Origin of the sequence: Pseudomonas azerbaijanorientalis (assembly GCF_019139795.1) — a bacterium.
Classification (GTDB): domain Bacteria; phylum Pseudomonadota; class Gammaproteobacteria; order Pseudomonadales; family Pseudomonadaceae; genus Aquipseudomonas; species Aquipseudomonas laurylsulfatiphila.
Map to the genome: position 1 here is coordinate 3,348,409 of NZ_CP077078.1, position 23,962 is coordinate 3,372,370.

Consider the following 23,962-nt stretch of genomic DNA (forward strand, 5'->3'; position numbering starts at 1 on the left):
TGATAGCAAGCCTGCCCGCTCCTAACATTTAAGGATTCTGTAGGAGCGAGCTTGCTCGCGATGGTCGTTAACGATGCCGCGTGTTTACTGACTAAACGCGGCGCTCTTGAGTCCATCGTCGGAACGCCGCCCGGAGCAAGCTCGCTCCTACAGTGGAGCATTCTCGCTTAACTGAACAGCATTACGCTCCTGCCGGAATGTGTGGCGTTCGAAAAGACGAGGGTAGCCACTCATTCTTCTTTGAAGGCTGCGAGCAAGCGTTCGCGCAAAGGTTTCATCAGGTAGTTCATCAAGGTACGCTCGCCCGTGACCACCGTGACATCGGCCAGCATGCCCGGCCGCACCGACAGGCCGGCGGCCTGTAGCGACACAACGGTATCTGCGGGAATTTCGACCTTGGCGGAAAAGTACGGCTGGTGAGTCTGTTCATCGATCAACTGGTCCGCCGACACCGTAGTCACCGTCCCGGTGACAGTCGGGGTATCCACCCGTTGCAGCGCCGTGAAATGCACGTGCACCGGCAACCCCGGACGCAACTTGTTGGCCATCAACGGCTCGAAACGCGCGGTGATCGCCATCGGCGCATCCAACGGCACCACCTGCATCAGGATTTGCCCCGCCTGGGCAACGCCGCCAATCGTATGAATGTTCACGTCCATGACCTGTCCGGACACCGGCGCGCGGATCGCACCGTTGTCGACTTCAAACTCAAAGGCACTGATCTGATCGGCATAAGCTGACGCCTCGGCGGAGACTTCACTGAGCTGGGTTTCGGCATCGCGGCGAAATTCCTGCTGCGCCTGCAAGGCCTTGAGCCGACTTTCATTGATCGACTGGCGAGTCCTGCCGGCATCACCTGTCACGGAAGCAATCTGCCCGGCCAATTGGGCGGCGTTGCGCTCGGCCTCGAAGAGTTTGTTGCGCGGGACGTAGCCCTCATGTGCCAAAACACGCAGGCCTTCCAGCTCCTGCTGCTGGAAGCGCATCTGCGTTTCGTAGTTGCGCTTGACACCTTCATAGCCGGTCAATTGCTGCTGCAATGCGGCGGTCTCGTGTTCGATGATCTGCAAGCGACTGGCCAATTCCGCACGGCGGGTCGAAAACAACTTACTCTGCAAGGCCATGGCTGCCTTGAGCCGCGGCTCTTCAGCGTGTTCCAGCAAGTCAGGGGGCCATTGGATCTCGGCGGTGCCCAGGCGCTCGGCAATCAAGCGAGCCTCGACGCTGCGATCATTAAGCAATTTGCCCCGGGTCACGTCCAGTTGTGACTGCGCTTGCACCGTGTTGAGTTGCACCAGCAACTGCCCTTGGGTGACGCGGTCGCCATCACTGACCAGAAGTTTTTCCACCACGCCACCGACCAACGACTGCACCGCTTTGCGTTCGCCCGCCACTACCACGGTGCCGCTGCCCACGACACCCTGGTCGAGCGGCGCCAGGCAGGCCCAGAGCAGGAAGCTACCCAGTGCCAGGGCCAGGAAGCCCACGCCATATCGTGCCGCGCTGCCCGCGTCGGTATTGGCACCTGGCGGCGTGGCTTTATCACGTACGATCGGTCGTTGTTCGCTGTACATCTGTGTGCCTGGGGTCAGATCATGCATCTTCGCCAGCCTCCTTGATCGCTGCCGGTCTCGGCCCCGCAAGCAATGCCTTGAGCACCCGATCCCGTGGACCGAATGCTTGTTGAGTGCCGTCCTTGAGCACGAGGATGTGGTCAACCACCGCCAGTACACTAGGCCGATGTGTAATCAGCACCACGGTGCTGCCAGCAGTCTTGAGCGCACCGATCGCCTGGACCAGCGCCAGCTCTCCGGCTTCATCGAGATTGGAGTTCGGCTCATCGAGCACGATCAGCGTAGGGAGCCCATAGAGTGCACGAGCCAGGCCGAGGCGCTGTTTCTGTCCCCCGGACAATCCAAGCCCGCCGGGGCCCAACGGCGTGTCGTAACCTTTGGGGAACCTCAGGATCATCTCGTGTATGCCAGCATGACACCCCGCCGCGATGATCTTGTCGGCGTCCTGCTCACCGAAGCGGGCAATATTGTCGGCCACCGTGCCGTCGAACAGTTCTATGTCCTGCGGCAAGTAGCCCAGGTGCGGGCCCAAGGCGTCGTGAGACCATTGGCTGATCTCGGCGTTATCGAGGCGCACCGACCCACCCATGGCTGGCCAGACCCCGACCAGCGCCCTGGCCAGCGTTGACTTTCCACTGGCGCTGGGCCCGACAACGCCGAGCACGTCACCTTTGACCAAATTGAAATTGATCCCCCGCAGGATCGGTTGCGAGGCACCGGGCGGGCCGACATACAACTGCTCCACACGCACCGCGCCGGTGGGCGGCGGCAACGACATGCGCAGGCGCTCGCCTGGATGCCGGACAAGGAGTTGGCTGAGGCGCTGGTAACTCTGGCGGCCGGAGTTGAATTGCTTCCACGAGCCGATGGCGATTTCCACGGGGGCCAGGGCGCGCCCCAATAGCAGCGACATGGCGATCATCATGCCCGCCGACAATTGGCCTTCGAGCACCAACAGCGCGCCGAGCCCCAGGGCCAGCGATTGACCGCAAATGCGTACGAAACGAGTCATCGACGTGATACGCGCACTACGGTCACTGGCATGGGCCTGGGCCGCAACGATGCGCTGCTGCAGAAGGCTCCAGCGCTGACGCAATGGCCCGAGCATGCCCAGGGCCTGGATGACTTCGGCATTGTGGAACGTGCTGTTGAGATAAATCGACGACTGCACACCCAGCCGATTGGCTTCGTCCAGGCGTGTTCGAGTCGCCCATTCCCCCCACAGAGCCAGGCCGATCAGTATCAGGGCCAGAACCAGCGTCAGCACGCCAAACCATGGGTGAAAGATGAACGCTATCAGCAAAAAGATCGGCAACCATGGCGCATCGAGCAAGGCAATCAGGCCCTGGCCGGTGATCAATTGCCGCAGTGTCGCCAGATCGGTGAGCACCTGGGCCGGGTTGGCATCGTGCTCGCGAAGGCTGCGGGCGAAAGCAGCGTCGAAAAGCCGCTCGCCCAAGGCTTCGTCGAGCCCCGCGCTCATGCGAATCATCACCGCGCCACGCACCCACTCGATCAAGGCGCTGAACATGAACAACCCCAGCGCGATCAAGGTAAGCATGAACAAAGTAGTTTCGTTACGACTGGTAAGGACCCGGTCGTACACCTGCATCATGTAGAGCGACGGCACCAGCACCAACAGGTTAATCACGCCACTGAACAGCGCCAACGACCAAAACACCCGGCGGTAGCTTAATAACGCGGCGTCAATGTCATGACGCGGATCGAGAAAAAAACCCATAGAAAGTTGCTCGCTTAAGAAAGAGTCGGTTCAGGACGCAATCCATCGCGAGCGTTTGCCCAAGGGGAGAAACACTAAATGCAGTCTGACGTGCCGCTATCAGAGACGGTCCTCGTCGCTACAGGCGCCAATTACTGACAACGCGGCCTCGGGTAAGTGCCGGTTATGCAGACCGGGCTTTCAAGTGGGTGACGGACGGGTATGTTGCAAAACGGCGAGTTCGCATTGCGCGCCGCCATGGCAAGGGTGACCGGGCTGCCAGGCAATGCCTTCCCGCGCCAGGGCAATACTGCGACAGGTATCGCCATTGTTGCAGCGATCCGCGTGTTCGCCAGTCGGCGCCCTATCAAGGAAGAGCTCTCCTTGCGAGCAATACGACCAGCGACGTCGGTTGTTCAAACTGATGTCCAACATTGGGTGTCGGGTTTCATTGGAGCACTGCATTTTAAGGCATGGTGGTGTCTACGAACCCCGAGGCCATTCAATATGGCTGTCCTGCAAGAGAGAGCCACATTGGAATACGGCATGTGCCTGTGCGCCCTGCATCCACCTTGCCTTGGTCGTTTCAGTGTCCACGGATATAGTGTTCCAGTTGTCGGATCAGGTCGGCCTGCTCGACGATGGCCTCTTTCACCAGATCTCCAATCGACAGGAGGCCAATCAGTTGGTCACCTTCCACCACCGGTAAATGACGCAGATGACTGTCGGTCATAACCATCATGCAACGCTCGATGCTCTGTTGACTGTCTGCCGTAACGACGGGCGCGCTCATGATGACCCGGACTGGAGTACCGACCGAAGATCGCCCCTGTAGAACGACCTTGCGCGCATAATCACGCTCGCTGATAACGCCAACCACCTGCCCATCCTCTATCACGGGTAGAGCACCTACATTCTTTTCAGCCATCATCTTCAGCGCTTCATACACCATCTGATCTGGCGCGATGCTATGTACCTGCTGGTTTTGCGTGACCTTCAGTTTCAGCAATTGTGCGGCTGTTTTCATGAACGGCTCCGAAGATAATTACGGATAAAAAACGCAAAAAAAACGCCTGAAACCCTTCGGTTCCAGGCGCCTTTGCCTGTTCTTTTGCAGTGTTAAAGCCTGAGATTCCTGTCTGAGGTACCAACCTTATTCATGACCTGTTCAGTACATCGATCATCGTTGACCGAGGAAGAGTCCAGAGGAATATGTGGTAGGTAACCCTGATGCAGGTCTTGCAGTCTTTGTGCCAGCCGGCAGCACAGACACTTCATCCTATGCGCAAGTCCAGGCTCCCGAGCTTTGGGTGGTTATCACGGTAACTGCGATCCAGGCGAGTTTCTGTGGCATGAGCAGGCATCCCGAGAAAGCGAATTGCCGAGGTCAGCAAATCGATGAGCTTTGGGCTAATGGAGGCGAAAGCCCAGCGCGTCGCTTCCGACTGGTGCACTTTGTTAAGCGCAGCGCTTTACAACAGTGCATGTCCTGCTGACTCCACAATGCTAGTGCTCATGAGTTCAAAGTCAGGACGGAGGCAGAGGACTGGTTTATCGCCAACTGGATGTACCCACGGTGGGTGCCTGGCAAGCCTGCTGCTACACCTGCAATTAGTTTCATCCCTTTGCCGGCGGCAGCCATGTGCAAGTGGAAAAGGCACTGCAACGACATCGCAGGCCACCACCTCAATGCTCTTTGACTTTCCTGATACGCAGCACGATCAACGCAAGAATACCGATCGCGAGCGGCGCCATTACCAGCATGGCCTCTCGCGGGGACACCTCAACGCCAAGCAGGTGAACCCCTGAGTAACCCAGCTTGAGCAAACTGAGCAGGTAGTAGGTAATGGCAATAATCGACAGCCCCTCCACTGCGCGCTGGATCTTGATCTGGGCATCGGCGCGGGCATTCAGGCTTTTCAGGATTTCCGAGTTCTGTTCCTCCATTTCGACCTGAACCCGTGCCTGTAACAGATCGCCCAGATTGGCCACGCTTTCGGCCAGGTGCTCCAGGCGCTGTTCGGTGGCGGTGCAGTACCTGACGGTAGGTTTGAAGCGGCGCTCGATAAATACGCCCAGGCGTTGGCAATCACCTACGTGACTTTCCCGCAGCTCACCCAGACGTTCGAACACCAATTGCGCATAGGCTTGCGTGGCACTGAAGCGGTGCCGGGTTTTCGCCGCGCTGCTCACCACTTGCGCAGAAAGGTTGGAGATGTCCGCAAGCAGGGCTTTCGCATTACTGCCGTGCGGGTCGGCGTTGCGTTCGGAAAGGGTGACCAGGGTCTTGTCGAAAACATCGAGCTGCGCGCTCAAGTCTTTGGCCGTGGTCAAGGATAACGAGGCCATCATCCTGTAGGTCTCGATTTCCAGCAGGCGACGTATCATCCGGCCCTGGCGGTAGGCATTCAGGCGCCGGTTGACGAACAACATGTGGTTGTTGCCCTCCTCGCTCAGGCGAAAATCACTCCAGACCATGGCATCGCCACCGCCCACGCACGAACCGCTCGGATCCTTGAAGCCGTACCGGGCCAGATCCAGGCCGGTTTCACCACGCACGACAATCTGCACCGAGTTGATCAGGGCCGGTAAATGCACTTCGACCTTTGACGCCAGCACCTCGGGAAGTGTTGTCCAGGACAAGTCATCAGAGGATGAAGTGACCACCAGTGTCAGGGTGAAAAACTCGGCATGGCGCTCCCATTTCAGTGCATGGCCATCGAGTTGGGTAATGCCCTGGGCGGCATTCAGGTCGAGTGTGCCAAGGCAGCATTGTTCAAGGAATGCATTGCACGCCTGATCGCTGCCGAGGAAGGCCAGATGAAACACATGGGCCGGCTCATCGAAATACAGTGACGGGCGCGCGTGCAGTTCGTTGTGCAGGCTTTGTCGTAACGGGTGCATGTTGTATGGCCATGTTGGAGTTGTTTTTGCCGCGTGCGATGAATGCCCACCCGAGCCTGGTGCCGAATTTTTCGGGGCATTATCGATTGCTGTTGTTGGTGGGACAGTTTGGCGAACTCATGAGTCACGGCCAGGTGACAAACCAATACCCTTGGAGCGGCCCTGGGTGAGTCGCAGCCCATGCAAATGAGTTTGGGTTTTGCTCGGAACTGTACAAGTCAAGATCGGCTGCGAATGAAATCCGGGCAACAAAAAAGGGCCCTCTCAGGCCCTTGTGAGTCAATGGCAATTTACTTCGCAGGTTTAATCCAATTCGCTGATGCAGACCACTTTAGGCTGCGTCATGTCTTCATACGCAAATCGAACACCTTCGCGCCCCAGACTTCCGTACTTGAAACCACCGAACGGCATGGCATCGAAACGATAATCGGAAGAATCATTGATCATCACGCCACCTGCTTCAATCTGACGCGCCAGTTTCAAAGCCTTGGAAAGGTCACGCGTAAAAAGACCTGCATGCAAGCTGTACTCTGTTGCGTTAGCCAGTGCAACAGCGTCTTCCAAATGCTCAAAAGGCTCCAGGATAACCACCGGCGCGAAGACTTCCTGCTGCCAAATCGTACTGCCATGGCTCACGTGCTCAAGCACGGTCGGTGCATAGCTTCCCCCTTGGCGATGGTGCCCACACAGCAGAACAGCCCCCTCGGCCAGTGCTTCATTTACCAATTGCTCGGTACGACGCGCCGCCTGCTCCGTAATCATCGGGCCTACATCCGTTGCTCGCTGGTGAGGATCACCCACTACCAAGGCGCGCGCTTGGCTGACAAATCGCTCACGGAAGTCCGCATAAATAGAACTATGGATAAGGATGCGTTGAGTGCCGATGCAATTCTGCCCTGCTGCCCAGAAGGCACCAGACACGCAGGACTCCACGGTCGGTTCCATATCACAATCTTCAAGCACAAGAACCGGGGCATTTCCTCCAAGATCCATTGCCAGCTTCTTCAACCCGGCACTACGAGCGATGGCTTCTCCTGTTGCAAAACCACCCGTAAAGGAAATCATCCGAACTTCGCGAATCTCCACCAAAGCTTTACCCAAGTCGACGCCACCGGTCGCCGGAGTAATCACAGAGGGTGGAAGACCCGCTTTCACCAGGCACTCAACGAGCTTGAGAGCGGACAGTGGCGCGAGTTCCGAAGGTTTCAGAATCACGGCATTTCCACCGGCGATTGCGGGGCCGAGTTTATGGGCGACCAGATTCAGCGGATCGTTATAGGGGGTGATTGCGACGATAAGTCCCAAGGGCTCCCGCGTGAACCAACCTTGACGCGATTCCGATCCTTCATAAGCCTCGAATGGAATCACTTCCCCGGCGTTACGACGCGCCTCCTCCGCAGATAACTTCAACGTGTTCACGCAACGCTTCACTTCCTTCTCTGCTTGTCGCAGCGTTTTTCCCGCTTCTGCAACGATCAGCCTGGCGAATGCATCAGACTCAAGCTCCACACTGCGGGCGGCATCCTCAAGAATGCGCGCCCGCAGGTGACGAGGCATTGCCGCACTCTCGCGAACGCCGATTCGCGCGCGTTCCAGCAAGCCAGGAACGGCGGCTGCATCAAGGCAAGGGACACTCCCTACCAAGCGACCATCGAATGGACTGAACACATCAATCTGTTTGGCTTCAACAAGCTGGATACTGGCCATGCTGGATACGCTCATGACTATCTCCTGTTATTTGCCGTGGGCGGTGTGGATGGCGACGATGTCCGACAGCAATGCGAAGGCCGTCTCGATACGCCCTGCCCCAGGCCCGGACACCGTGACAGCTCCCAGCAACTCGGTATTGAACGACACTGCATTCGTGGCGCCGGCAATGCCTGCCAGAGGGTGCGAATTGGGCAGCAAACGGGCCTCGACACTCGCTCGAACCGAGCCATCGGCTTCACGATCGGCTGAGCCAATCAGTTTCCAGCTGGCGCCATTGGCACTTGCCTGAGCGATATCCTGCGCGCTGATATTGCTGATGCCTGAACAGGCTACGTCACTGACATTCAGTCGTGCATTCAGAAGTTCGTTGGCCAGGATGACCACCTTGAGGCGTACGTCATACCCTTCCACATCGGCGGTTGGATCCGCCTCGGCGTAACCGAGCTGTTGCGCTTGTACGACGGCATCGTTGAACGCCAAGCCGTCTTTCATTTGGCTGAGCACATAGTTGGAAGTGCCGTTCAGGATGCCTTCGAAGCCTTGTACGCTGGCACCCGCCAAGGCCTGCTTGGCCAGGCGAATCACGGGAGTGCCACTCATCACCGCCCCCTCGTACTCGAAGGCGACCTGGTTGCGACGAGCCAACGCCTTGAGCTCGGCACCGTGCAGCGCAATAGGCCCCTTGTTGGTGGTCACTACATGAATGCCACTTTCCAGGGCCCAGCGGCAGAAGGTGGTTGCGGGCTCGCCATCCACCGGATTGGTGAAAGTGGCCTCAGCGATGATGTCGGCACCGGAATGCTTGATCACGGTTTCGTTGAAGGCCTCGGCATTGCCGCCGGGCAGTTGAGCGAGAGCGCCCTTCTCAATCGGTAGCGCGACCAACTGCTTGGCATCCAGACCGTCTTTGGCAACGATGGAGCCGAGGAACAGATCGGTGACACCGACAATTTTAATAGTGAAGCCCAGGGACTCTTTCCACTGGGCATTACGATCGGCGACCAATTGGGCGAAGCCACGGTTCACGCCACCAAACCCTACCAAGGCAATTTTGTACTCGGTCATGAAAGCTGTTCCTTTATTGATGTTGTTCGACAGGAACATCCTAAGTGCCGGGCTTTGGCAGTTGAATATGGCAGTTTGCTCTATTAGTTGGGCATTTTGCCCAAGCACATTTTCTTTAAAACACGGCAGAAAGGACGAACGAGGTCACGGTGTTTTCCACCCCTGGCATGGCCGCGATTTCCTTCCACACAAGATGGACACGCTCAGGTGTGGCGGCATTCACGCGCAGCATTAAATCGAACTCACCACTGAGTACTTCACATTGCACGACTTCGGGAATGGAGCGCAGCGCAGCCAATACGGCTTCGCCACGCATGCGGTCGTAGCGGTAGACGAAGATCACTGCACTGATAAGCGACGCAGGCCGCCGCGTTTCACCGAGAAGTACCGTATAGCCCTGGATCGCACCGTCGCGCTCAAGACGCTCGATGCGCTGGCGCACCGCATTGCGCGACAAGTTGACCTTGGCACCCAGTTCGATATGGGATATTCGCGCATTGGCGGTCAGTTCGGCCAGTATGCGTTCATCCAACGGATCCAGAATGCGCTTCATACAAGCCTCTGCTGCGCCAGACAAAGGGCCTGGCACAGACCGTCCAGATCGCCCTTGGCCAGGTACGGTGGTTGCGCGAGCACCTCGACGGTAGTCGGAACGCTTGCTTGCCAGACGCCCAGTTCGGCCAACAGCGCCGCTGACTTGGCCGGCGCTATTTGCCCGAAGGTGACCATCGGCGCACCCAGGCTGCGTCGATGAAGCCTGCCAGCCAGTACACCGACAGCGGTGTGAGGATCGATGGCCGAGCCCGTCTCGCGGAACAGTTCGACGACCTCATCGCGCACCTGGGATTCGTCTACGGCATAGGAATCGAAGAGCACTCGGGCACGCAGCCATTGCTGGTTGCCGATGCTCATTTCTCCGCAACTTTCAAAATGCTCCATCAGTGCTTTTGTCGAGCAGCCATCGTGCTCGTAAATCTCCCAGATAAACCGCTCCAGGTTGGAAAACAACGAGAAGTCCATCGCCGGTGAAACTGTTCGATCAGTCATCCGGGTGGAGTAGCGATTGCAATGAAAAAACTGGTGCAGGGCATCATTGCTGTTGGTCGATATGATCACCTGATTGATGGGTAATCCCATTTTCTGCGCAATGTAGCCGGCGTAGATTTCGGCCGAGCTGGCCGCTGGAACGCTAAAGCCGACGGGACGCGAGCCACCGCCCAGTTGCAAGGCCGCGTGGAAGTAAAAAACGATCTGGGCCAGGACGCCGATCCAATTAGTCGAGTTGAAACAGATCGGCATCACTGCGTCAAACGGCCAGTCACGCAATAGTCGGGAGACCAGCATCTGGCAATCATCGAAATTACCGTCAACCGCAAACAGCTGTACCCGCTGCGGGTCGGCTGCCTGCAAGGCACTGAGTTGCTCAGGCGCAAGACCATCGCGCGGATACAGTATCGCCATGCGGGCGGCCTGGCAGTCAGTAAAGGCTTCAAGCGCAGCAAGGCCGGTATCACCGTTAGTTGCACCGACCACCAACGCTTCTTTACCGACCTCCTCAAGAAAATGCTTGACCAGGCGCGACTGCAATTGCGCGGCGAAATCCTTGGAAGAACGGGTCGGGCCATGAAACAGCTGGAGTATCCACTCGTTATGCCCTATCTGCTCAAGCGGCGTAATGGCGCGGTGCTTGAATTGTCGATAGCTGTCACTGAGCAAGCCACGCAGGGTACTTTCATCTATGGAAGAGCCAACAAAAGGCGAAATCACTCGCCAAACCAACTCATCGAACGGCAGCCACGACCAGCTGGCAATCTGTTTCTCAGTGAATACCGGCAAACTGGCTGGGACATAGAGACCACCGTTTTCGGCGAGCCCCGACAGAACCACACTGCGAAAATCTGCCCGCATGTCACCGCCGCGTGTGCTTACATAATCCATGACCACTCCCAATCGGTATTACAAAAGGCGATGGGCTTGAGCCACCAGCCAGGTAGAAAAATTTGCGGCATCAGGCGATAGCGCTTCGCTCTGTTCGTGCACCAGATAAAAAGATTCGCTGGCCTCGATTCGGTGACTGAACGGCGCAACCAATTGCCCAGTCTTGAGCAAATCCTCGACCACCGAAGACCGTGCCAGCGCAACGCCCTGCCCCAATTCGGCCATGCGGATCGTGGAAATCAGCGTGTCAAACTGAAGGCCGCGGGAATAGTCGACGTCGTCTGCTCCAACTCGCTTCAACCAGTAACCCCAACCCTCTTCGTACCCCAAAACATGCAGCAGAGAATGGTTCATCAAGTCGCGAGGCTCATGTATGGGTGAGCTGGCCATGAGCTCTGGGGAGCAAACAGGCTGAAGGATGTCCCAGGTCAATCGCTGAGCGTGCAAGCCTGACCACGAACCGCATCCCCAGCGAATCTCCAGGTCATCCTCGCCATCCGGTTCTTTCACCCAGATGTTGCTGATATATCGAATATCAATCTGGGGGTACTCCCGAGAAAAATCTGCGAGTCGGGGGGCCAACCAATAGTGAAGAAAGGAAAGACTGCCACGCACTTTCAAATGTCTTCGATTGTGCTGGCCGAAAATCTCGTTGGTGCCAACGGCAAGGCGACTGATCGCGTCCTGGACGACAGGCAGGTACGACTGCCCTTCCTCGGTCAAGCCAAGCCCTCGGGGCAAGCGCTTGAACAGCGCCACTCCGAGGTGACTTTCCAACTGACGGATCTGCTGACTCACAGCCCCTTGAGTCAAATGGAGCTCTTGCGCCGCGTGGGTAAAGTTCAAATAACGCGCCGATACTTCGAATGCCCTCAACCAGTTCAAGGGTGGTAGTGACTTTTGACTCATCGGCGCAACCTCATCAGGACTTTATCTATACACAATCATTGCCTGAGAAATTCACGCGGTGCCAGAGGAATGAACAGCTGCGGCTAAAGCCAACCGCTCTGCCCTCTTGTTTCGAGTGATCCAGTACACGAAATAACACCACGCGATAAAGGGCAGGCCGAAGTACAGCGCCACTCGCTGCTCGGGATCAAAAGCGATACCCACACAGGCCAGCAGACAACACAACAGTGCACCGATAGGCACCCATGGGTAGCCGCGCACACGGAAATGCAGGTCTTCAACTCGTCCGCCATTGGCGACGTATTGGCGACGGAACGCGATCTGGCTTGCTGCAATGCTCATCCACACGACGACGACCGCCAGACCAGAAATGGACACCAGGGCCAAGTAAACCGTATCAGGGGCGAACACACTGCTAAGCAGAGAAGCCACTGCACCCGCCATACTCAGAACGATCGCGTTCACCGGTGTGCCCCGGCTGGAAAGCCTGGCGTAGCGCTTAGGCATATGTCCTTGATCGCTCAATGTCCACAGCATGCGCGAGGCTGCATACAACCCCGAGTTAGCGGCGGAAATCAGTGCCGTGAGAATGACGAAGTTCATGATGTCGGCGGAGTATGGGATGCCAATCAGCTCAAACACCATGACGAATGGACTTTCTACGAGCCCCGCTTGCTCGCGTGGCAGTAACGTCGCAAGAACGAAAATTGTCCCCACGAAGAACAGCGCCAAACGTACCACTGTGGTGCGGATAGCCTTGGGCACGCTGGTTTGTGGATCCTGTGCTTCACCTGCCGCAATTCCGATCAGCTCGGTTCCGGAAAATGCGAAGGAAACAGCCAGGAGGGTCATTGCAATGGGCAGGAACCCGGTGGGGAACAGCCCTTCACGTGTGAAGTTGGAAAGTCCCGCCCCCTGCAAACTCTGTACTTGCAAAAGGCCGAAAATTGCCGCTGCGCCGATCGCAATGAACGTGATAACGGTCAGAACCTTGATCAACGAAAGCCAAAATTCAGTCTCCGCAAACAACCGGACAGAGACAACATTGCTGAAGAAGACTGCAAGGGCAAACAGCGCACTCCAGATCCAGACCGGTGTGTCAGGAAACCACCGAACCATCAGTATGCCCGCAGCGGTAAATTCTGAACCGATCGCTACTGCCCATGTGAGCCAGTAAAGCCAGGCCACTGTATAGCCTGTGCCTGGGCCCAGGTAGCGTGTTGCGTAGCTACTGAACGATCCGGTTTCCGGCATCTGCACAGCCAACTCACCGAGACAGACCATGACCAGATACACCATCACCGCACCGATGATGTAAGCGATCACCGCACCGAGCGGCCCTGCCTGATTAACCGTGTAACCGGAGGTCAGGAATAATCCCGTACCGATCACACCGCCCAGTGCCAACATCACGATGTGGCGTGTTTGCATTTCCTTTTTGAAACGCGAGTTTGGATCGGGCTGATTATCTTCGATATGCGTGGACATAGTTTTATTCTCATGAAATGTTCGGACAAACACCTTGTAACCGGCTTTTGGGCAGTACAATTTTGTCGTCGCTGGATTTTATTATTTTCATTCTTCATGAAGGGCTTAAGATGAATATCGAAAGTCCTGCTCGTATTCAGGCTTCTACTTCAATGAAACGTTGGGCACTGTCAGCGTGAAGGTTTGCATCACCTTGTTTACTTCGCACTAAAGCGAAGGCTTGTTTTAGATCAGCCAATAAATCTTCCGAATCTTCAATACCTACGGACACTCGAACCAAACCTTCGGAAATGCCAAGTGCCTGACGCTCTTCCAGGGTATTTTCCACGTGACTGGTCGTCCGTGCCGGCCCGTAAATGGTCTCGACAGCGCCCAAATTACCCGCCCGATGCGCATATCTGAGCAACGGTAGCAAACGAGTCACGGTGTCCATGCCTCCTTTGAGTACGAAGCTGACGATGGCGCCGAATCCGTTCATTTGAGAACGAGCGATGTCATGACCTGGATGTTGAGGCAACCCTGGATAGTTCACAGTCTCAACCAGCGGCTCGGTGCAGAGGTACTCGGCCAGAAGTTGTGCGCTCGCCTGTTGCTGGCGAAGACGCAGGGCCAGAGTCTTGATGCCCCGGATAATCAGATACGCTGAAAAAGGATCCAGCGAGGCCCCATTGATTTCGCGGTAATGGCGAACTTGAGACATCAAATGCTCGGCGCCGCACACCACGCCGCCGAGTACATCACCATGACCGGAGAGGAATTTGGTCGCGCTGTGCACAACCACATCAACACCTAAAGCGAGCGGATTCTGATTCAGAGGTGTCGCGAATGTATTGTCCGCAACAACCAAAGCGCCCACTTGCTTCGCCGCTGCCACAAGCCGGCGAATATCAACGATTTTCAGCGTCGGGTTCGTGGGGGTTTCCAGGTACAGGACGTTGCAGCCTTTAGCAATTTCCTGCTCAAGCGCCACAGTGTCGAGCGTATCGCAAAGGGCTACGTCCACGCCCATGCGTGGAAGAAACTCCTCAAAAATCTTGTTCGTACCGCCGTAGCTGTCACGTGTAGATATCACGCGCTGCCCATAGGACAGAAAGGTGTGTAGCACACCGCTGATTGCCGCCATTCCGGTACTGAAAGCTACAGCCGACTCTGCGTTCTCGAGCTCACAGAGTTTATCTTCCAAGACAGAGACAGTGGGATTGCTCATCCGGCTGTAAATGAAGCCGGGCTCCTTTCCCAATGCCACGTCATACCACTTATCGATATCGTCATAGCCATAGGCGGCGCTGACCACTATGGGGGTCTGGGTCGCATTGTAGGGATGTCGAACCTGCTCTCCTCCCCATACGACCCGAGTTCCCATCCCAACCTCTGAAGCCTGGACGGCGCGTTTCTTGTTTTCCATAAAGTTCTCTCGCATCAAGGGAAACACAACCGTGTTCCAAGTGGGCTTGGGAGGACTATAAGGAAGGCTCATGCTTGTGAAAAATCATGATATCCGGGAGTAAGGGGTGCTTTTTTTAATGGCTGGATCAAACGCTTTCGACCCAGGCGCCATTGGTGGAGCACCTGCAGTCAGAGAAATGCAAACGCAGGCCGTCAAGTAACACTGACGGCCTGCTCTACGGGAGCTTTAGGCAAGTCGTGTCTGCTCACCATCATCACTGCTCACAATGATGTGAATCGCGCACCAGGCAATTGGCTGCTACGAACACATCTACAGCTAAAAAATCAGCTGCTCCAGCATCGCAGTGCAGGATTGTGCAAAAAGCTCACAGGAACCGAATAACGTAAAAAACACCGGCACCGTAGTCTGGACACATGCAGAGAGAACACCTCGCCTGCAACCGGAACTCAGTGCAAAAAACGTTGCCCTGACCTACCGGTACCAGACACTCAAATTACCGGAGTCATTGCCATGAAAACCTCAAAAAAAATCTTTGTTTTCGCGACCTTCACAGCGCTTAGCCTGAGCGTATTTGCGCTGGAAAGCACAAGCGCCAGGCCGCCAGTGAACGAAGCTCAGCAATGCAAAGAGGCAATGCGCCCCTTCGTTGCCCAGGATGGTTCTGATCGCACTCCAGGAATGCGCGTTGCCGAAGGCGGCTCGGATCGCACCCCAGGGATGCGTATTGCTGAAGGCGGATCTGACCGCACACCAGGAATGCAGCAAGTTGGCTAACACAGAATCAAAACCGTCAAAAAGCCCGGCAATAGCTGGGCTTTTTTGATATTTAATAAAGCTGTACTGCCGAAAAAGCGCCCCGACTCCCGCCACACGTGACCAACTCTCAAGGAGTTTCCTTTGATTCAGTCCGATGCCGAAATTACGAAACGTCGAACCGAGCTGGCGTCCATCATTCAACGTTTTGCGCCCGAGTATGGGGTATTCGAGACGGCAGTGCCCCCGCTTCACTTCATCAGAAGTGATGCTCCTACAGATGCGATTCACACAATTCATAAACCAGGTCTATGTATTGTTGTTCAAGGTCGTAAAGAGGTTCGACTGCGTGATGAAGGCTACGTCTATGATCCGCTGAATTATCTCGTCGTTTCCGTGACGCTGCCTTTAGCGGGCCAAGTGATTGAAGCTTCTCCCGAGGAGCCATACCTATGCATCCGCCTGGATATTGACCCCTGCGAAATTACGCAGCTGATCGCCGATGCAAGTCCGATCGGCGTGCCCAGTGGTGCACAAAACCGTGGCCTTTTCCTGGATAAAATAGATACGTCGTTACTCGACGCAATGCTGCGCCTCGTGAGACTGCTGGAAAGCCCGGAAGATATTCCCACCCTGGCGCCATTAGCCATTCGAGAAATATTCTATCGACTCTTGCGTGGCCAGCAGGGCCAGAGGCTGCACGAAATTGCGATCGTTGACAGCCAGGCGCATCGCGTAACACGAGCAATTGAGTGGCTTAATGAAAACTACTCAAAACCCCTTCAAATCGATTCGCTGGCCAAACTCGTCAATCTCAGCACCTCGACGCTCCACCACAGGTTCAAATCCATAACGGCCATGAGCCCCCTGCAATATCAAAAGCAACTTCGCCTTCACGAAGCGCGACGCCTCATGATCTCTGAAGGCCTTGACGTCGCAGCCGCTGGATTTCAAGTGGGGTATGAGAGCCCATCGCAGTTCACTCGCGAATACAGTCGTCAGTTCGGTTCACCACCGACACGAGATTTAGCAAAACTGCGGAGTTTTGCTTGATCGTTGGCGTGCAGTCCAATTGATGGTTCCTGAAGCGCCGCCCTCGCCACGGCCTTCATTGCGTAACCCTCAATGCGAAGGCCGGCCTTCGCGAGACACTCGGTTACGGCAGCAATGACCTGTCGATGCGCATCAAGATCCTCGCGGGATGCTTGACCACATTTGAGTGCCGAAGCTTCGTCCAGAAGGATTCGGGTAACACGCCTCCAGTTGCGAACCTCATCGGCGGAACAGCAGGCATAGTAATCACTGAGTTTGCGGTACAGGTTTTCGTAACGCCGGCGAAACTCGCCGACCCTTACCGTGTCCGGATTGGGTTGCGCCATGATCAACTCCTTTTCGGTCAGTCGTTGAGGGACTCATTGCGGTGTTTTTTGCTCTGCACTTCTGCCCTCTCCAGGCTCATCAAATGGAAGCGGTGCATCGCTATCGCGGCGAACGGCGAAGACGTTCAGGGTCATCGCCACCAGTGCGTAATATCCGAAGACCCCAATGAGCTCTACGACAGCCGGCTCGCCGAACGCTTTAACAGCGTCGGCGTAAAGCAGGTCGTCGACACGCCGTGTCTCGTATAGCGACTTGCCCACTCGATAAACCAGCAGTTCATCTGCTCGGGTGAAGGGTGGGAACCTTTGCTGACGCAATGCTTCGATGATCGGACCGGCCAGGCCGGCAGAACGTGCGATGGGTTCATGGATCTGCCACTCGGCCTGGGATTGCCACCATGCCGCGGTGTAGAGGATGGCCAGCTCGGTCAAACGCAGTTCCAGGCGAGTCCCATAACGGCAGAATGCGCCCAAGCGCTGTGCGTGGTTGGCCAGTTCGGGACTGTGAATCCAGGCCAGAAAAGGCCCGTCGAGGTTGCCGCGCGGGCCGTTGAGGATTTCGTTGAGAACGGCGCGCTGGGCCTCGTTCATTTGTGCTTCGTCAAGGGGTGTCAGGCGCGATTGAATAGCCATGGCGATGATTCCTCAGAGACCTTTGAGCGTAATGTTCAGGGCACGCAGAAGCTTGTCGGCGATCTCGTCCAGATGATGGTCTTGCAGAATGAATGGCGGGGCCAGGAGGATGTGATCACCGTACTGACCGTCGACGGTTCCCCCCATCGGGTAACACATCAGTCCTTCTGCCATGGCGGCTTTCTTGAGCCTGGCGTGTAACTTGAGCGCTGGATCGAACGGCGCCTTGCTGTCGCGATCAGCTACCAGCTCGATGCCCTGGAACAGGCCACGCCCGCGAATGTCACCCACATGGGGATGGTTACCCAACCGATCCAGCAGCCGTGTGCGCAGTCCATCGCCCAGTTGATTGACGCGAGCCAGCAAGTTGCGCGATTCGATGACCTGCTGCACCGCCAGCGCGGCTGCGCATGCCGTCGCATGGCCAATGTAGGTATGGCCGTGTTGAAAGAACCCCGAGCCATGGGCGATGGCGTCGCGGATTTTCTTGCTCACCAGCGTCGCGCCGATCGGCTGGTAACCTGCGCCCAACCCTTTGGCTATGGTGATCAGGTCCGCAGTGATCCCTTCCTGTTCGGCCGCGAACAAAGTCCCGGTCCGGCCCATGCCGCACATGACTTCATCAAGGATCAACAACACGCCGTGGCGGTCGCACACCTCACGAACCCGCTTGAAATAACCAGGCACGGCGGCGACGGCGCCCAAGGTCGCTCCGACCACGGGCTCGGCGACGAATGCCATGACGTTTTCGGCACCCAGGCGCAGAATTTCATCTTCAAGTTCGGCAGCCAGGCGCACGCCCATTGCCTCGGCCGTTTCTCCGGTTTTCTGTTCGCGGTAGGCGTAGCAAGGGCTGACATGGCTGACGTTGATCAGCAAGGGTTCGAACTGCTTGCGCCGCCATGCGTTGCCACCCGTGGCCAGCGCACCAAGCGTATTGCCGTGGTAGCTCTGACGGCGTGCGATCAAGTGCTTGCGCTGCGGCTGCCCGATTTCGATGAAATACTGGCGGGCCAGTTTCAATGCCGCTTCCACGGCTTCGGAACCACCCGAGACGAAGTACACCGACTCAATCCCTTCAGGTGCCCGCGCTACCAGGAAATCCGCCAGGTCCTCCATCACCTGTGTGGTGAAGAATGATGTGTGCGCATAGGCCAATTGACCGACCTGGTTGCGAATGGCGGCAATCACTTCCGGATCGCTATGGCCAAGGCACGACACAGCAGCACCGCCGCTGGCATCGAGGTAGCGACGGCCATCGCTGTCGATCAAGTAGGGGCCATCGCCTTGAACGGCCGTTGGATAGCTTTGTGTAAGGCTGCGATGAAAGACGTGGCTCATGATCCCCTCCGGATGATTTTCGCAAATAATATGTGCATAAAATCCAATTGCAATATTTTTTTGCACTTATAAATCCGGTCACTCGCTGCCAGCCTAGCCATAAAAGCCAATCAATACTGGTGGGATCCTGTAATTACAGGCGGCAAGTCATCCGCAAAATTTATTTGCATTTATCATTTTTGCACGTATATTTTGCATCAAAGCATACGTTTCGTGCGCCTCCTCTCCAGGTGGCTAGCCGGGCCTACAACAAAAACAGTGGAGTGAATCGCCTTGGATCACTCGAAAAACAAACTGCCGCTACCCCAACCGCCCCGGGCTTGCCCTGGGGTTTGTACTCACCTGAAGAGAAAACACGCATGAGAAACCTTCTGAAGGCATCACTGGCTGTAATGGCACTGGTCGGCGCATCGGGCTGCTTTGCCGCTGGCAAGGAACTGCTCGTGGCAACGGACACGGCGTTCGTACCTTTCGAGTTCAAACAGGGCAACGAATACGTCGGTTTCGATATCGACCTGTGGGCTGCGATCGCCAAGGAAATGGGCGTCACCTACAAGCTCAAACCGATGGATTTCAACGGCATCATTCCCGCCCTGCAGACCCACAACGTCGATGTGGCGCTGGCCGGCATCACCATCAAGGAAGAACGCAAACAGGCCATCGATTTCAGCGACGGCTACTACGACAGCGGCTTCCTGCTGATGGTCAAAAGCGACAATGCCGCAATCAAGGGTGAAGCGGATATCGCCGGCAAGACCCTGGCGGTGAAGAGCGGCACCTCGGCAGCCGACTATGCCAAGGCCAATCTGAAGGCCAGCGATCTGCGACAGTTCCCCAATATCGACAATGCCTATCTGGAACTGCGCACCGGCCGCGTCGACGCCGCCATGCACGACACGCCAAACGTTTTGTACTACATCAAGACGGCGGGTGAAGGCCAGGTCAAAGCCGTCGGCCAACAGATGATGGCCCAGCAATACGGCATTGCGTTTCCCAAGGGCAGCGAGTTGCGCGAACAGGTCAATGCGGCACTGAAGAAGGTCCGTGACAACGGCACCTATGCGCAGATCTACCGCAAGTGGTTCGGCACCGATCCGCAGTAACTCCCCTGCCCTTCAATAAAAAAGAGAATTCAGCATGCATTTCCAATGGAGCGCCATCTGGGATGCGCTGCCGGTACTGCTCGAGGGCGCCAAGCTGACCTTGTGGATCTCGATCCTGGGTCTGATCGGTGGCGCCATCATCGGCGTAGTCGCGGGCTTTGCCCGCGCCTACGGCGGTTTTCTCAGCAGCCGTGTTGCGCTCGTTTTCATCGAACTGATTCGTGGCACTCCGATCATGGTGCAGGTCATGTTCATCTACTTCGCCTTGCCAATGATGGTGCCGGTGCGCATCGATCCGTTCAGCGCGGCAGTGGTGACCATCATGCTCAACTCCGGCGCCTACATTGCCGAAATCACCCGCGGTGCGGTGCTGTCGATCAACCGTGGATTTCGCGAGGCCGGGCTGGCGCTGGGATTATCCGGCAGAGACACGCTGCGCTACGTCATTGCGCCGCTGGCCTTCCGGCGGATGATCCCGGCGCTGGGCAACCAGTGGATCGTCAGCATCAAGGACACTTCACTGTTCATTGTCATTGGTGTCGCTGAACTGACCCGCCAGGGGCAGGAAGTCATTGCCGGTAATTTCCGCGCGATGGAAATCTGGTCGGCGGTGGCCATCATCTATCTGATCATTACCCTGGTATTGAGTTACGTGCTACGGCGCATGGAATCGAGGTTGAAAATCCTATGATCGAGTTCAAAGGTGTCTCCAAGCACTTTGGCAGTACTCAAGTGCTGCATGACATCAACCTGAAGATTTCCAGCGGCGAAGTGGTCGTGATCATTGGCCCGTCTGGATCAGGCAAGTCGACGCTGTTGCGCTGCATCAACAAGCTCGAAGAGATTACCGCGGGCCAGTTGATCGTCGATGGACTGGAGGTCAACAACCCCAAGGTCGATGAGCGGCTGATTCGCCAGGAAGCCGGAATGGTTTTCCAGCAGTTTCACCTGTTCCCGCAGATGACCGCACTGCAGAACGTGGCCTTCGGCCCGGTGCGGGTGCGTGGCGCCAGCCGTGCGGAAGCCGAGGCGATCGCCGCCGGGCTTCTGGCAAAAGTCGGCCTCGCCGAGCGGGCCAATCACTACCCGTCCGAATTGTCCGGTGGTCAGCAACAGCGAGTGGCCATTGCTCGCGCGCTGGCGGTCAAGCCCAAGCTGATGCTGTTCGACGAGCCGACTTCAGCACTCGACCCGGAGTTGCGTCATGAAGTGCTCACCGTCATGAAGTCGCTGGCCGAGGAAGGCATGACCATGGTGATCGTCACCCATGAAGTGGACTTTGCCCGCAAGGTCGCCACTCGACTGATCTTTATCGACAAGGGGCGCATCGCCGAGGACGGGCCACCCGCCACGCTGATCGCCAACCCTCCCAGCCCGCGCCTGCGGGAATTTCTACAGCACGTATCCTGAGGAGACGTCATGACGTTGTCCCAAATTCATCTTGAAGGCGACGCGCACGCAATAGGTCATGGCCTCGGTGTCTTCGGTCGTGATGCCGTGCATCGGCACTTGCGTCCATTGGCACTCTGGCAACACCTGGCTGCGCTGGCACAAACGCCAGCCGCCGCGCAGATGCGTCAAGCAGTGCAAGCAGCGTTTCCTCGTTACTGGCAGGAAATCGAAGGACTGGCCGCTGGCTTGCAGCTGCCGTTCAATGAAGTGTTCATGTGGAACTGCCGGGGTGACTTCGTTCACCCGCAAAGCGTGGATGGCTGCACCACGGTGTTCGGTCCTGCCGGCGGCGGCACGCTGATCGCTCACAATGAGGACGGCTTGCCACAACTCAGGGGGAGCTGCGCATTCGCCCATGTCAAACCCGAGTCAGGCCTGGCGTTCAGCAGCTTTGTCTATCCGGGCTCCTTGCCTGGACACACCCTGGCCGTCAACGAGCGCGGACTGGTGGCGACCGTCAACAACATTCGCCCGGCCAGCATTCCAGCCGGCATCCCTCGACAGATCCTGGGCCGCGCAACGCTTGACGCTCACACCCTCCAGGAAGCGATTGCGATAGTGACCCGAACCGACCGCGCCGGTGCGTTTCACCATACGTTCGGCCAGGCCGGGAGCAATCGGGTCGTCAGTGTCGAGGCCAGCGCCGAAGGCAGCGCCATCAGGGAGGTGCGCAGGCCGGGCGGGCATTCGAACCACCTGATCGCGCCGTCGCTGAACCGGGTCCCTCAACGCATCACCGCCAGCTCAGGCGCCCGGCAACGATGCGTTGACCAGCAGCTGCAGCAGGTACCTGGCGAGCTGGATGCCGATTTGTCTTTGGGTATACTGCGCGACACTTCGGGTGGGCACCTGCCTGTATACCGCACCGCCGCCGATGATCCGGACGATGAAAACACCTTGGCCACCGGGGTTTTCCTGATCAGCGCCAGCGCTGTAAAGTGGCGGATTCATACGACGCCAGACACCGGCCGACCCGATATCGAGGGCGTAGTACTCAACCCTCTCGGCAAAAGTTAGCGCTATGAGAAAACAGGAAGGCCCCGGAGAAAAGCTGTCCCGGGCACTCTGATGAAAATCACGCCAGGGGTAGTCTTTGCGATGGCCCCTGGCGCGGTAGAATTGGCAGTTTTCACGCGTCGCAGCACCGATTTTCCAAGCACTCAAGGTCGAGTGGCGACCGCCCAACAGCTTATGGATGCCCCTGATGACTATTGCCCCGGCAGAATTACCTGACACTTTGAATGGCCTCAAGCAATTGCTCGAAGCCATCGAACGGCGCGAGGTGGATATCGCCTTGGGCAGCAGCTCCCGACGCGTGTTGATGGCACTGATCGAGTCGCCGCAACGCACCGCTGTATCTTCGATCAGTGAGCTGGCGGAGCAACTGGACGTCAACGCCTCGACACTGTCCCGGCTGGCACAACGCCTGGGCTATGGCGGCTTCAGCAAATTGCAGGACGTCTTTCGCCGGGAGATCACCGAAGGCAAGCATTTCTACAGTGACCAGGCCTCGCAACTGGTGGTCAATGCCGGTGACAAGGACATCCTCAACCAGTTGACTCGCCTGGGTCGCCAGGAAAGCGCAAACATCGCCAGCATGATCGAGCAGGTCGATCCCGACGTGTTTGTCCAGACCGTCGAATTGCTGGCCAGTGCCCACCGGGTACGGATCCACGGTATGCGCCAATTCAATTCGCTGGCTCTCTTCATGTCCTACGGCCTGGGCATGTTGCGCCCGGATGTGGCGGCGCTCGATTCCAGTCGCCAGGGTGTGGCGGATGCCCTTGCGCAACTGGATGTGGGCGATGTGCTGGTGGTGTCCAGCTGCTTCCCCTACACCCCCAGCGTGCTCGCCACTGCCGAAGTGGCTGCCCGCCACGGGATCAGGGTCATTGCGCTGACCGACTCATCCAGCTCGCCGCTGGCCAAGGTTGCATTGCACAGCTTCTATGTGCCCAACCACAGCCTGTTTTTCAGCAACAGCATGTGCGCCTTCATGTTGCTGGCGCAGGCGTTGTTGAGTGCCGTTGCCAGCAAGTTGGGCGAGGCGTCCGTTTCCGCGTTGAAACATCGTGAAAGCTTGATCGAGGAACTCAACGCTTCGTTGTAAGGCCCGTATCAGCACGCACGGCCACCAGCAATGATTCGCTGTCATTAGCTGTCAGGTTTCCTTTTGGTGTAATCGTCTGAAGTTCGTTGCCGCGATGGTTGCGCCGATCTCTTCCCCCGCCGATCTTGTATAGGTATAGGGGGTATGCCTATCATGCGCAAAGCATAGGTAGGGGGGGTATCCATCCAATGGGCCATATCGCAGCAAACAAAGACGATCTTCTCAAGCGCGTAAAACGTATCGCCGGGCAAATCCAGGCCGTTGAACGCGCATTGGAATCGGATCTCGATTGCGCCAGGACACTGCACCTTGTGGCCGCCACTCGCGGCGCCATCAACGGCTTGATGGAAGAAATCATCGAGGACCATGCGCGCGAGCATGTCGCGAACCCTGCGCTGAGCGAAGCAGAGCGTAACAAGGGCGTCGAAGAGCTGCTTGAAGCCATTCGCCGTTACTCCAAGTGAACGCATCCAGG

The 23,962-nt window shown here is 57.0% G+C and carries 22 protein-coding genes and 1 pseudogene; 8 read left to right on the top strand and 15 right to left on the bottom strand.

Annotated features, from left to right (window positions below; translation table 11 throughout):
* Positions 1-230 precede the first annotated feature (230 nt).
* The 11 genes from KSS91_RS14875 to KSS91_RS14925 form a co-directional block, all read right to left on the bottom strand.
* Positions 231-1,601 carry an HlyD family type I secretion periplasmic adaptor subunit gene (locus KSS91_RS14875; RefSeq protein WP_217835212.1) on the bottom strand — a complete coding sequence of 457 codons (1,371 nt, stop codon included), beginning with the start codon at positions 1,599-1,601 and terminating at the stop codon, positions 231-233.
* Entirely contained in the window at positions 1,594-3,315 is a 1,722-nt protein-coding gene (locus KSS91_RS14880; RefSeq protein ID WP_217835213.1) for a type I secretion system permease/ATPase, read from the bottom strand. The genes KSS91_RS14875 and KSS91_RS14880 overlap by 8 nt, the downstream gene beginning before the upstream one ends.
* Positions 3,316-3,880: 565 nt before the next feature.
* Positions 3,881-4,321, bottom strand: coding sequence for a CBS domain-containing protein (locus KSS91_RS14885; protein ID WP_007971558.1), 441 nt, complete (start codon positions 4,319-4,321; stop codon positions 3,881-3,883).
* Between the two features lie 659 nt (positions 4,322-4,980).
* Positions 4,981-6,198, bottom strand: a complete 1,218-nt coding sequence (locus tag KSS91_RS14890; RefSeq protein WP_217835214.1) for a DUF3422 domain-containing protein — start codon at positions 6,196-6,198, stop codon at positions 4,981-4,983.
* A gap of 303 nt (positions 6,199-6,501) precedes the next feature.
* Positions 6,502-7,920 carry an aldehyde dehydrogenase family protein gene (locus tag KSS91_RS14895; protein ID WP_217835215.1) on the bottom strand — a complete coding sequence of 473 codons (1,419 nt, stop codon included), beginning with the start codon at positions 7,918-7,920 and terminating at the stop codon, positions 6,502-6,504.
* Between the two features lie 12 nt (positions 7,921-7,932).
* Positions 7,933-8,973 carry a homoserine dehydrogenase gene (locus KSS91_RS14900; RefSeq protein WP_217835216.1) on the bottom strand — a complete coding sequence of 347 codons (1,041 nt, stop codon included), beginning with the start codon at positions 8,971-8,973 and terminating at the stop codon, positions 7,933-7,935.
* A 115-nt stretch (positions 8,974-9,088) separates the two neighbouring features.
* Positions 9,089-9,526, bottom strand: coding sequence for an Lrp/AsnC family transcriptional regulator (locus tag KSS91_RS14905; protein ID WP_217835217.1), 438 nt, complete (start codon positions 9,524-9,526; stop codon positions 9,089-9,091).
* Positions 9,523-10,911 carry a threonine synthase gene (gene thrC / locus KSS91_RS14910; RefSeq protein ID WP_217838420.1) on the bottom strand — a complete coding sequence of 463 codons (1,389 nt, stop codon included), beginning with the start codon at positions 10,909-10,911 and terminating at the stop codon, positions 9,523-9,525. Before thrC ends, KSS91_RS14905 begins: the two co-directional genes overlap by 4 nt.
* Before the next feature lie 18 nt (positions 10,912-10,929).
* Positions 10,930-11,820, bottom strand: a complete 891-nt coding sequence (locus KSS91_RS14915) for a LysR substrate-binding domain-containing protein (RefSeq protein ID WP_015095151.1) — start codon at positions 11,818-11,820, stop codon at positions 10,930-10,932.
* 51 nt (positions 11,821-11,871) lie between these two features.
* Positions 11,872-13,308 carry an amino acid permease gene (locus KSS91_RS14920; protein WP_015095152.1) on the bottom strand — a complete coding sequence of 479 codons (1,437 nt, stop codon included), beginning with the start codon at positions 13,306-13,308 and terminating at the stop codon, positions 11,872-11,874.
* Between the two features lie 136 nt (positions 13,309-13,444).
* Positions 13,445-14,713, bottom strand: a complete 1,269-nt coding sequence (locus KSS91_RS14925; protein WP_217835218.1) for a cystathionine gamma-synthase family protein — start codon at positions 14,711-14,713, stop codon at positions 13,445-13,447.
* Between the two features lie 513 nt (positions 14,714-15,226).
* On the opposite strand from KSS91_RS14925, the gene KSS91_RS14930 reads away from it, so the two are divergent.
* Together KSS91_RS14930 and KSS91_RS14935 are read left to right on the top strand one after the other, a co-directional pair.
* A complete protein-coding gene (locus KSS91_RS14930) occupies positions 15,227-15,490 on the top strand; it encodes a hypothetical protein (protein WP_217838482.1) in 264 nt (87 codons plus the stop codon).
* Positions 15,491-15,613: 123 nt separating this feature from the next.
* Positions 15,614-16,522, top strand: coding sequence for an AraC family transcriptional regulator (locus tag KSS91_RS14935; RefSeq protein WP_217835219.1), 909 nt, complete (start codon positions 15,614-15,616; stop codon positions 16,520-16,522).
* Here the strand turns inward: KSS91_RS14935 and KSS91_RS14940 are convergent.
* From KSS91_RS14940 to KSS91_RS14950, 3 genes are read right to left on the bottom strand one after another with little or no spacing between them, the layout of a single operon-like run.
* On the bottom strand, positions 16,468-16,848 hold the full coding sequence (locus tag KSS91_RS14940) for a hypothetical protein (RefSeq protein WP_126045886.1): 381 nt from the start codon (positions 16,846-16,848) through the stop codon (positions 16,468-16,470). The two genes, KSS91_RS14935 and KSS91_RS14940, sit on opposite strands and share 55 nt — an antisense overlap.
* A gap of 33 nt (positions 16,849-16,881) precedes the next feature.
* Positions 16,882-17,481 carry a carboxymuconolactone decarboxylase family protein gene (locus KSS91_RS14945; protein ID WP_217835220.1) on the bottom strand — a complete coding sequence of 200 codons (600 nt, stop codon included), beginning with the start codon at positions 17,479-17,481 and terminating at the stop codon, positions 16,882-16,884.
* Between the two features lie 12 nt (positions 17,482-17,493).
* A complete protein-coding gene (locus KSS91_RS14950) occupies positions 17,494-18,822 on the bottom strand; it encodes an aspartate aminotransferase family protein (protein ID WP_217835221.1) in 1,329 nt (442 codons plus the stop codon).
* A 359-nt stretch (positions 18,823-19,181) separates the two neighbouring features.
* Here KSS91_RS14950 and glnH point away from each other — a divergent pair, with 359 nt between their 5' ends.
* The 5 genes from glnH (at position 19,182) to KSS91_RS14975 (ending at position 23,487) form a co-directional block, all read left to right on the top strand.
* The gene (gene glnH, locus KSS91_RS14955; protein ID WP_217835222.1) at positions 19,182-19,925 is read left to right on the top strand and encodes a glutamine ABC transporter substrate-binding protein GlnH; all 744 of its coding nucleotides are present in this window, start codon (positions 19,182-19,184) and stop codon (positions 19,923-19,925) included.
* A 34-nt stretch (positions 19,926-19,959) separates the two neighbouring features.
* A complete protein-coding gene (gene glnP / locus KSS91_RS14960; protein ID WP_102700415.1) occupies positions 19,960-20,616 on the top strand; it encodes a glutamine ABC transporter permease GlnP in 657 nt (218 codons plus the stop codon).
* Entirely contained in the window at positions 20,613-21,335 is a 723-nt protein-coding gene (glnQ, locus tag KSS91_RS14965; protein WP_217835223.1) for a glutamine ABC transporter ATP-binding protein GlnQ, read from the top strand. The genes glnP and glnQ overlap by 4 nt, the downstream gene beginning before the upstream one ends.
* 9 nt (positions 21,336-21,344) lie before the next feature.
* The gene (locus tag KSS91_RS14970) at positions 21,345-22,394 is read left to right on the top strand and encodes a C45 family autoproteolytic acyltransferase/hydrolase (RefSeq protein WP_217835224.1); all 1,050 of its coding nucleotides are present in this window, start codon (positions 21,345-21,347) and stop codon (positions 22,392-22,394) included.
* Positions 22,395-22,581: 187 nt separating this feature from the next.
* The gene (locus tag KSS91_RS14975; RefSeq protein WP_126045891.1) at positions 22,582-23,487 is read left to right on the top strand and encodes a MurR/RpiR family transcriptional regulator; all 906 of its coding nucleotides are present in this window, start codon (positions 22,582-22,584) and stop codon (positions 23,485-23,487) included.
* Here the strand turns inward: KSS91_RS14975 and KSS91_RS28790 are convergent.
* A pseudogene (locus tag KSS91_RS28790) lies at positions 23,486-23,590 on the bottom strand (LysR family transcriptional regulator); the annotation flags it as partial. The gene KSS91_RS14975 and the pseudogene KSS91_RS28790 overlap by 2 nt on opposite strands.
* An 85-nt stretch (positions 23,591-23,675) precedes the next feature.
* Between KSS91_RS28790 and KSS91_RS14980 the strand changes: the two are divergent.
* Positions 23,676-23,951: a metal/formaldehyde-sensitive transcriptional repressor gene (locus KSS91_RS14980; RefSeq protein ID WP_007974809.1), complete on the top strand. Its 276-nt coding sequence runs from the start codon at positions 23,676-23,678 to the stop codon at positions 23,949-23,951.
* The last annotated feature ends 11 nt before the right edge of the window (positions 23,952-23,962 follow it).

Excerpts from the sequence above, each read along its gene's own strand:
- glnP (WP_102700415.1), top strand. The coding sequence starts at position 19,960 with ATGCATTTCCAATGGAGCGCCATCTGGGATGCGCTGCCGGTACTGCTC.
- KSS91_RS14880 (WP_217835213.1), bottom strand. The coding sequence starts at position 3,315 with ATGGGTTTTTTTCTCGATCCGCGTCATGACATTGACGCCGCGTTATTA.
- KSS91_RS14875 (WP_217835212.1), bottom strand. The coding sequence starts at position 1,601 with ATGCATGATCTGACCCCAGGCACACAGATGTACAGCGAACAACGACCG.
- thrC (WP_217838420.1), bottom strand. The coding sequence starts at position 10,911 with ATGGATTATGTAAGCACACGCGGCGGTGACATGCGGGCAGATTTTCGC.
- KSS91_RS14950 (WP_217835221.1), bottom strand. The coding sequence starts at position 18,822 with ATGAGCCACGTCTTTCATCGCAGCCTTACACAAAGCTATCCAACGGCC.
- KSS91_RS14915 (WP_015095151.1), bottom strand. The coding sequence starts at position 11,820 with ATGAGTCAAAAGTCACTACCACCCTTGAACTGGTTGAGGGCATTCGAA.
- glnQ (WP_217835223.1), top strand. The coding sequence starts at position 20,613 with ATGATCGAGTTCAAAGGTGTCTCCAAGCACTTTGGCAGTACTCAAGTG.
- KSS91_RS14920 (WP_015095152.1), bottom strand. The coding sequence starts at position 13,308 with ATGTCCACGCATATCGAAGATAATCAGCCCGATCCAAACTCGCGTTTC.
- KSS91_RS14940 (WP_126045886.1), bottom strand. The coding sequence starts at position 16,848 with ATGGCGCAACCCAATCCGGACACGGTAAGGGTCGGCGAGTTTCGCCGG.
- glnH (WP_217835222.1), top strand. The coding sequence starts at position 19,182 with ATGAGAAACCTTCTGAAGGCATCACTGGCTGTAATGGCACTGGTCGGC.
- KSS91_RS14925 (WP_217835218.1), bottom strand. The coding sequence starts at position 14,713 with ATGGAAAACAAGAAACGCGCCGTCCAGGCTTCAGAGGTTGGGATGGGA.
- KSS91_RS14980 (WP_007974809.1), top strand. The coding sequence starts at position 23,676 with ATGGGCCATATCGCAGCAAACAAAGACGATCTTCTCAAGCGCGTAAAA.
- KSS91_RS14890 (WP_217835214.1), bottom strand. The coding sequence starts at position 6,198 with ATGCACCCGTTACGACAAAGCCTGCACAACGAACTGCACGCGCGCCCG.
- KSS91_RS14885 (WP_007971558.1), bottom strand. The coding sequence starts at position 4,321 with ATGAAAACAGCCGCACAATTGCTGAAACTGAAGGTCACGCAAAACCAG.
- KSS91_RS14895 (WP_217835215.1), bottom strand. The coding sequence starts at position 7,920 with ATGAGCGTATCCAGCATGGCCAGTATCCAGCTTGTTGAAGCCAAACAG.
- KSS91_RS14900 (WP_217835216.1), bottom strand. The coding sequence starts at position 8,973 with ATGACCGAGTACAAAATTGCCTTGGTAGGGTTTGGTGGCGTGAACCGT.
- KSS91_RS14905 (WP_217835217.1), bottom strand. The coding sequence starts at position 9,526 with ATGAAGCGCATTCTGGATCCGTTGGATGAACGCATACTGGCCGAACTG.
- KSS91_RS14975 (WP_126045891.1), top strand. The coding sequence starts at position 22,582 with ATGACTATTGCCCCGGCAGAATTACCTGACACTTTGAATGGCCTCAAG.
- KSS91_RS14970 (WP_217835224.1), top strand. The coding sequence starts at position 21,345 with ATGACGTTGTCCCAAATTCATCTTGAAGGCGACGCGCACGCAATAGGT.
- KSS91_RS14945 (WP_217835220.1), bottom strand. The coding sequence starts at position 17,481 with ATGGCTATTCAATCGCGCCTGACACCCCTTGACGAAGCACAAATGAAC.
- KSS91_RS14930 (WP_217838482.1), top strand. The coding sequence starts at position 15,227 with ATGAAAACCTCAAAAAAAATCTTTGTTTTCGCGACCTTCACAGCGCTT.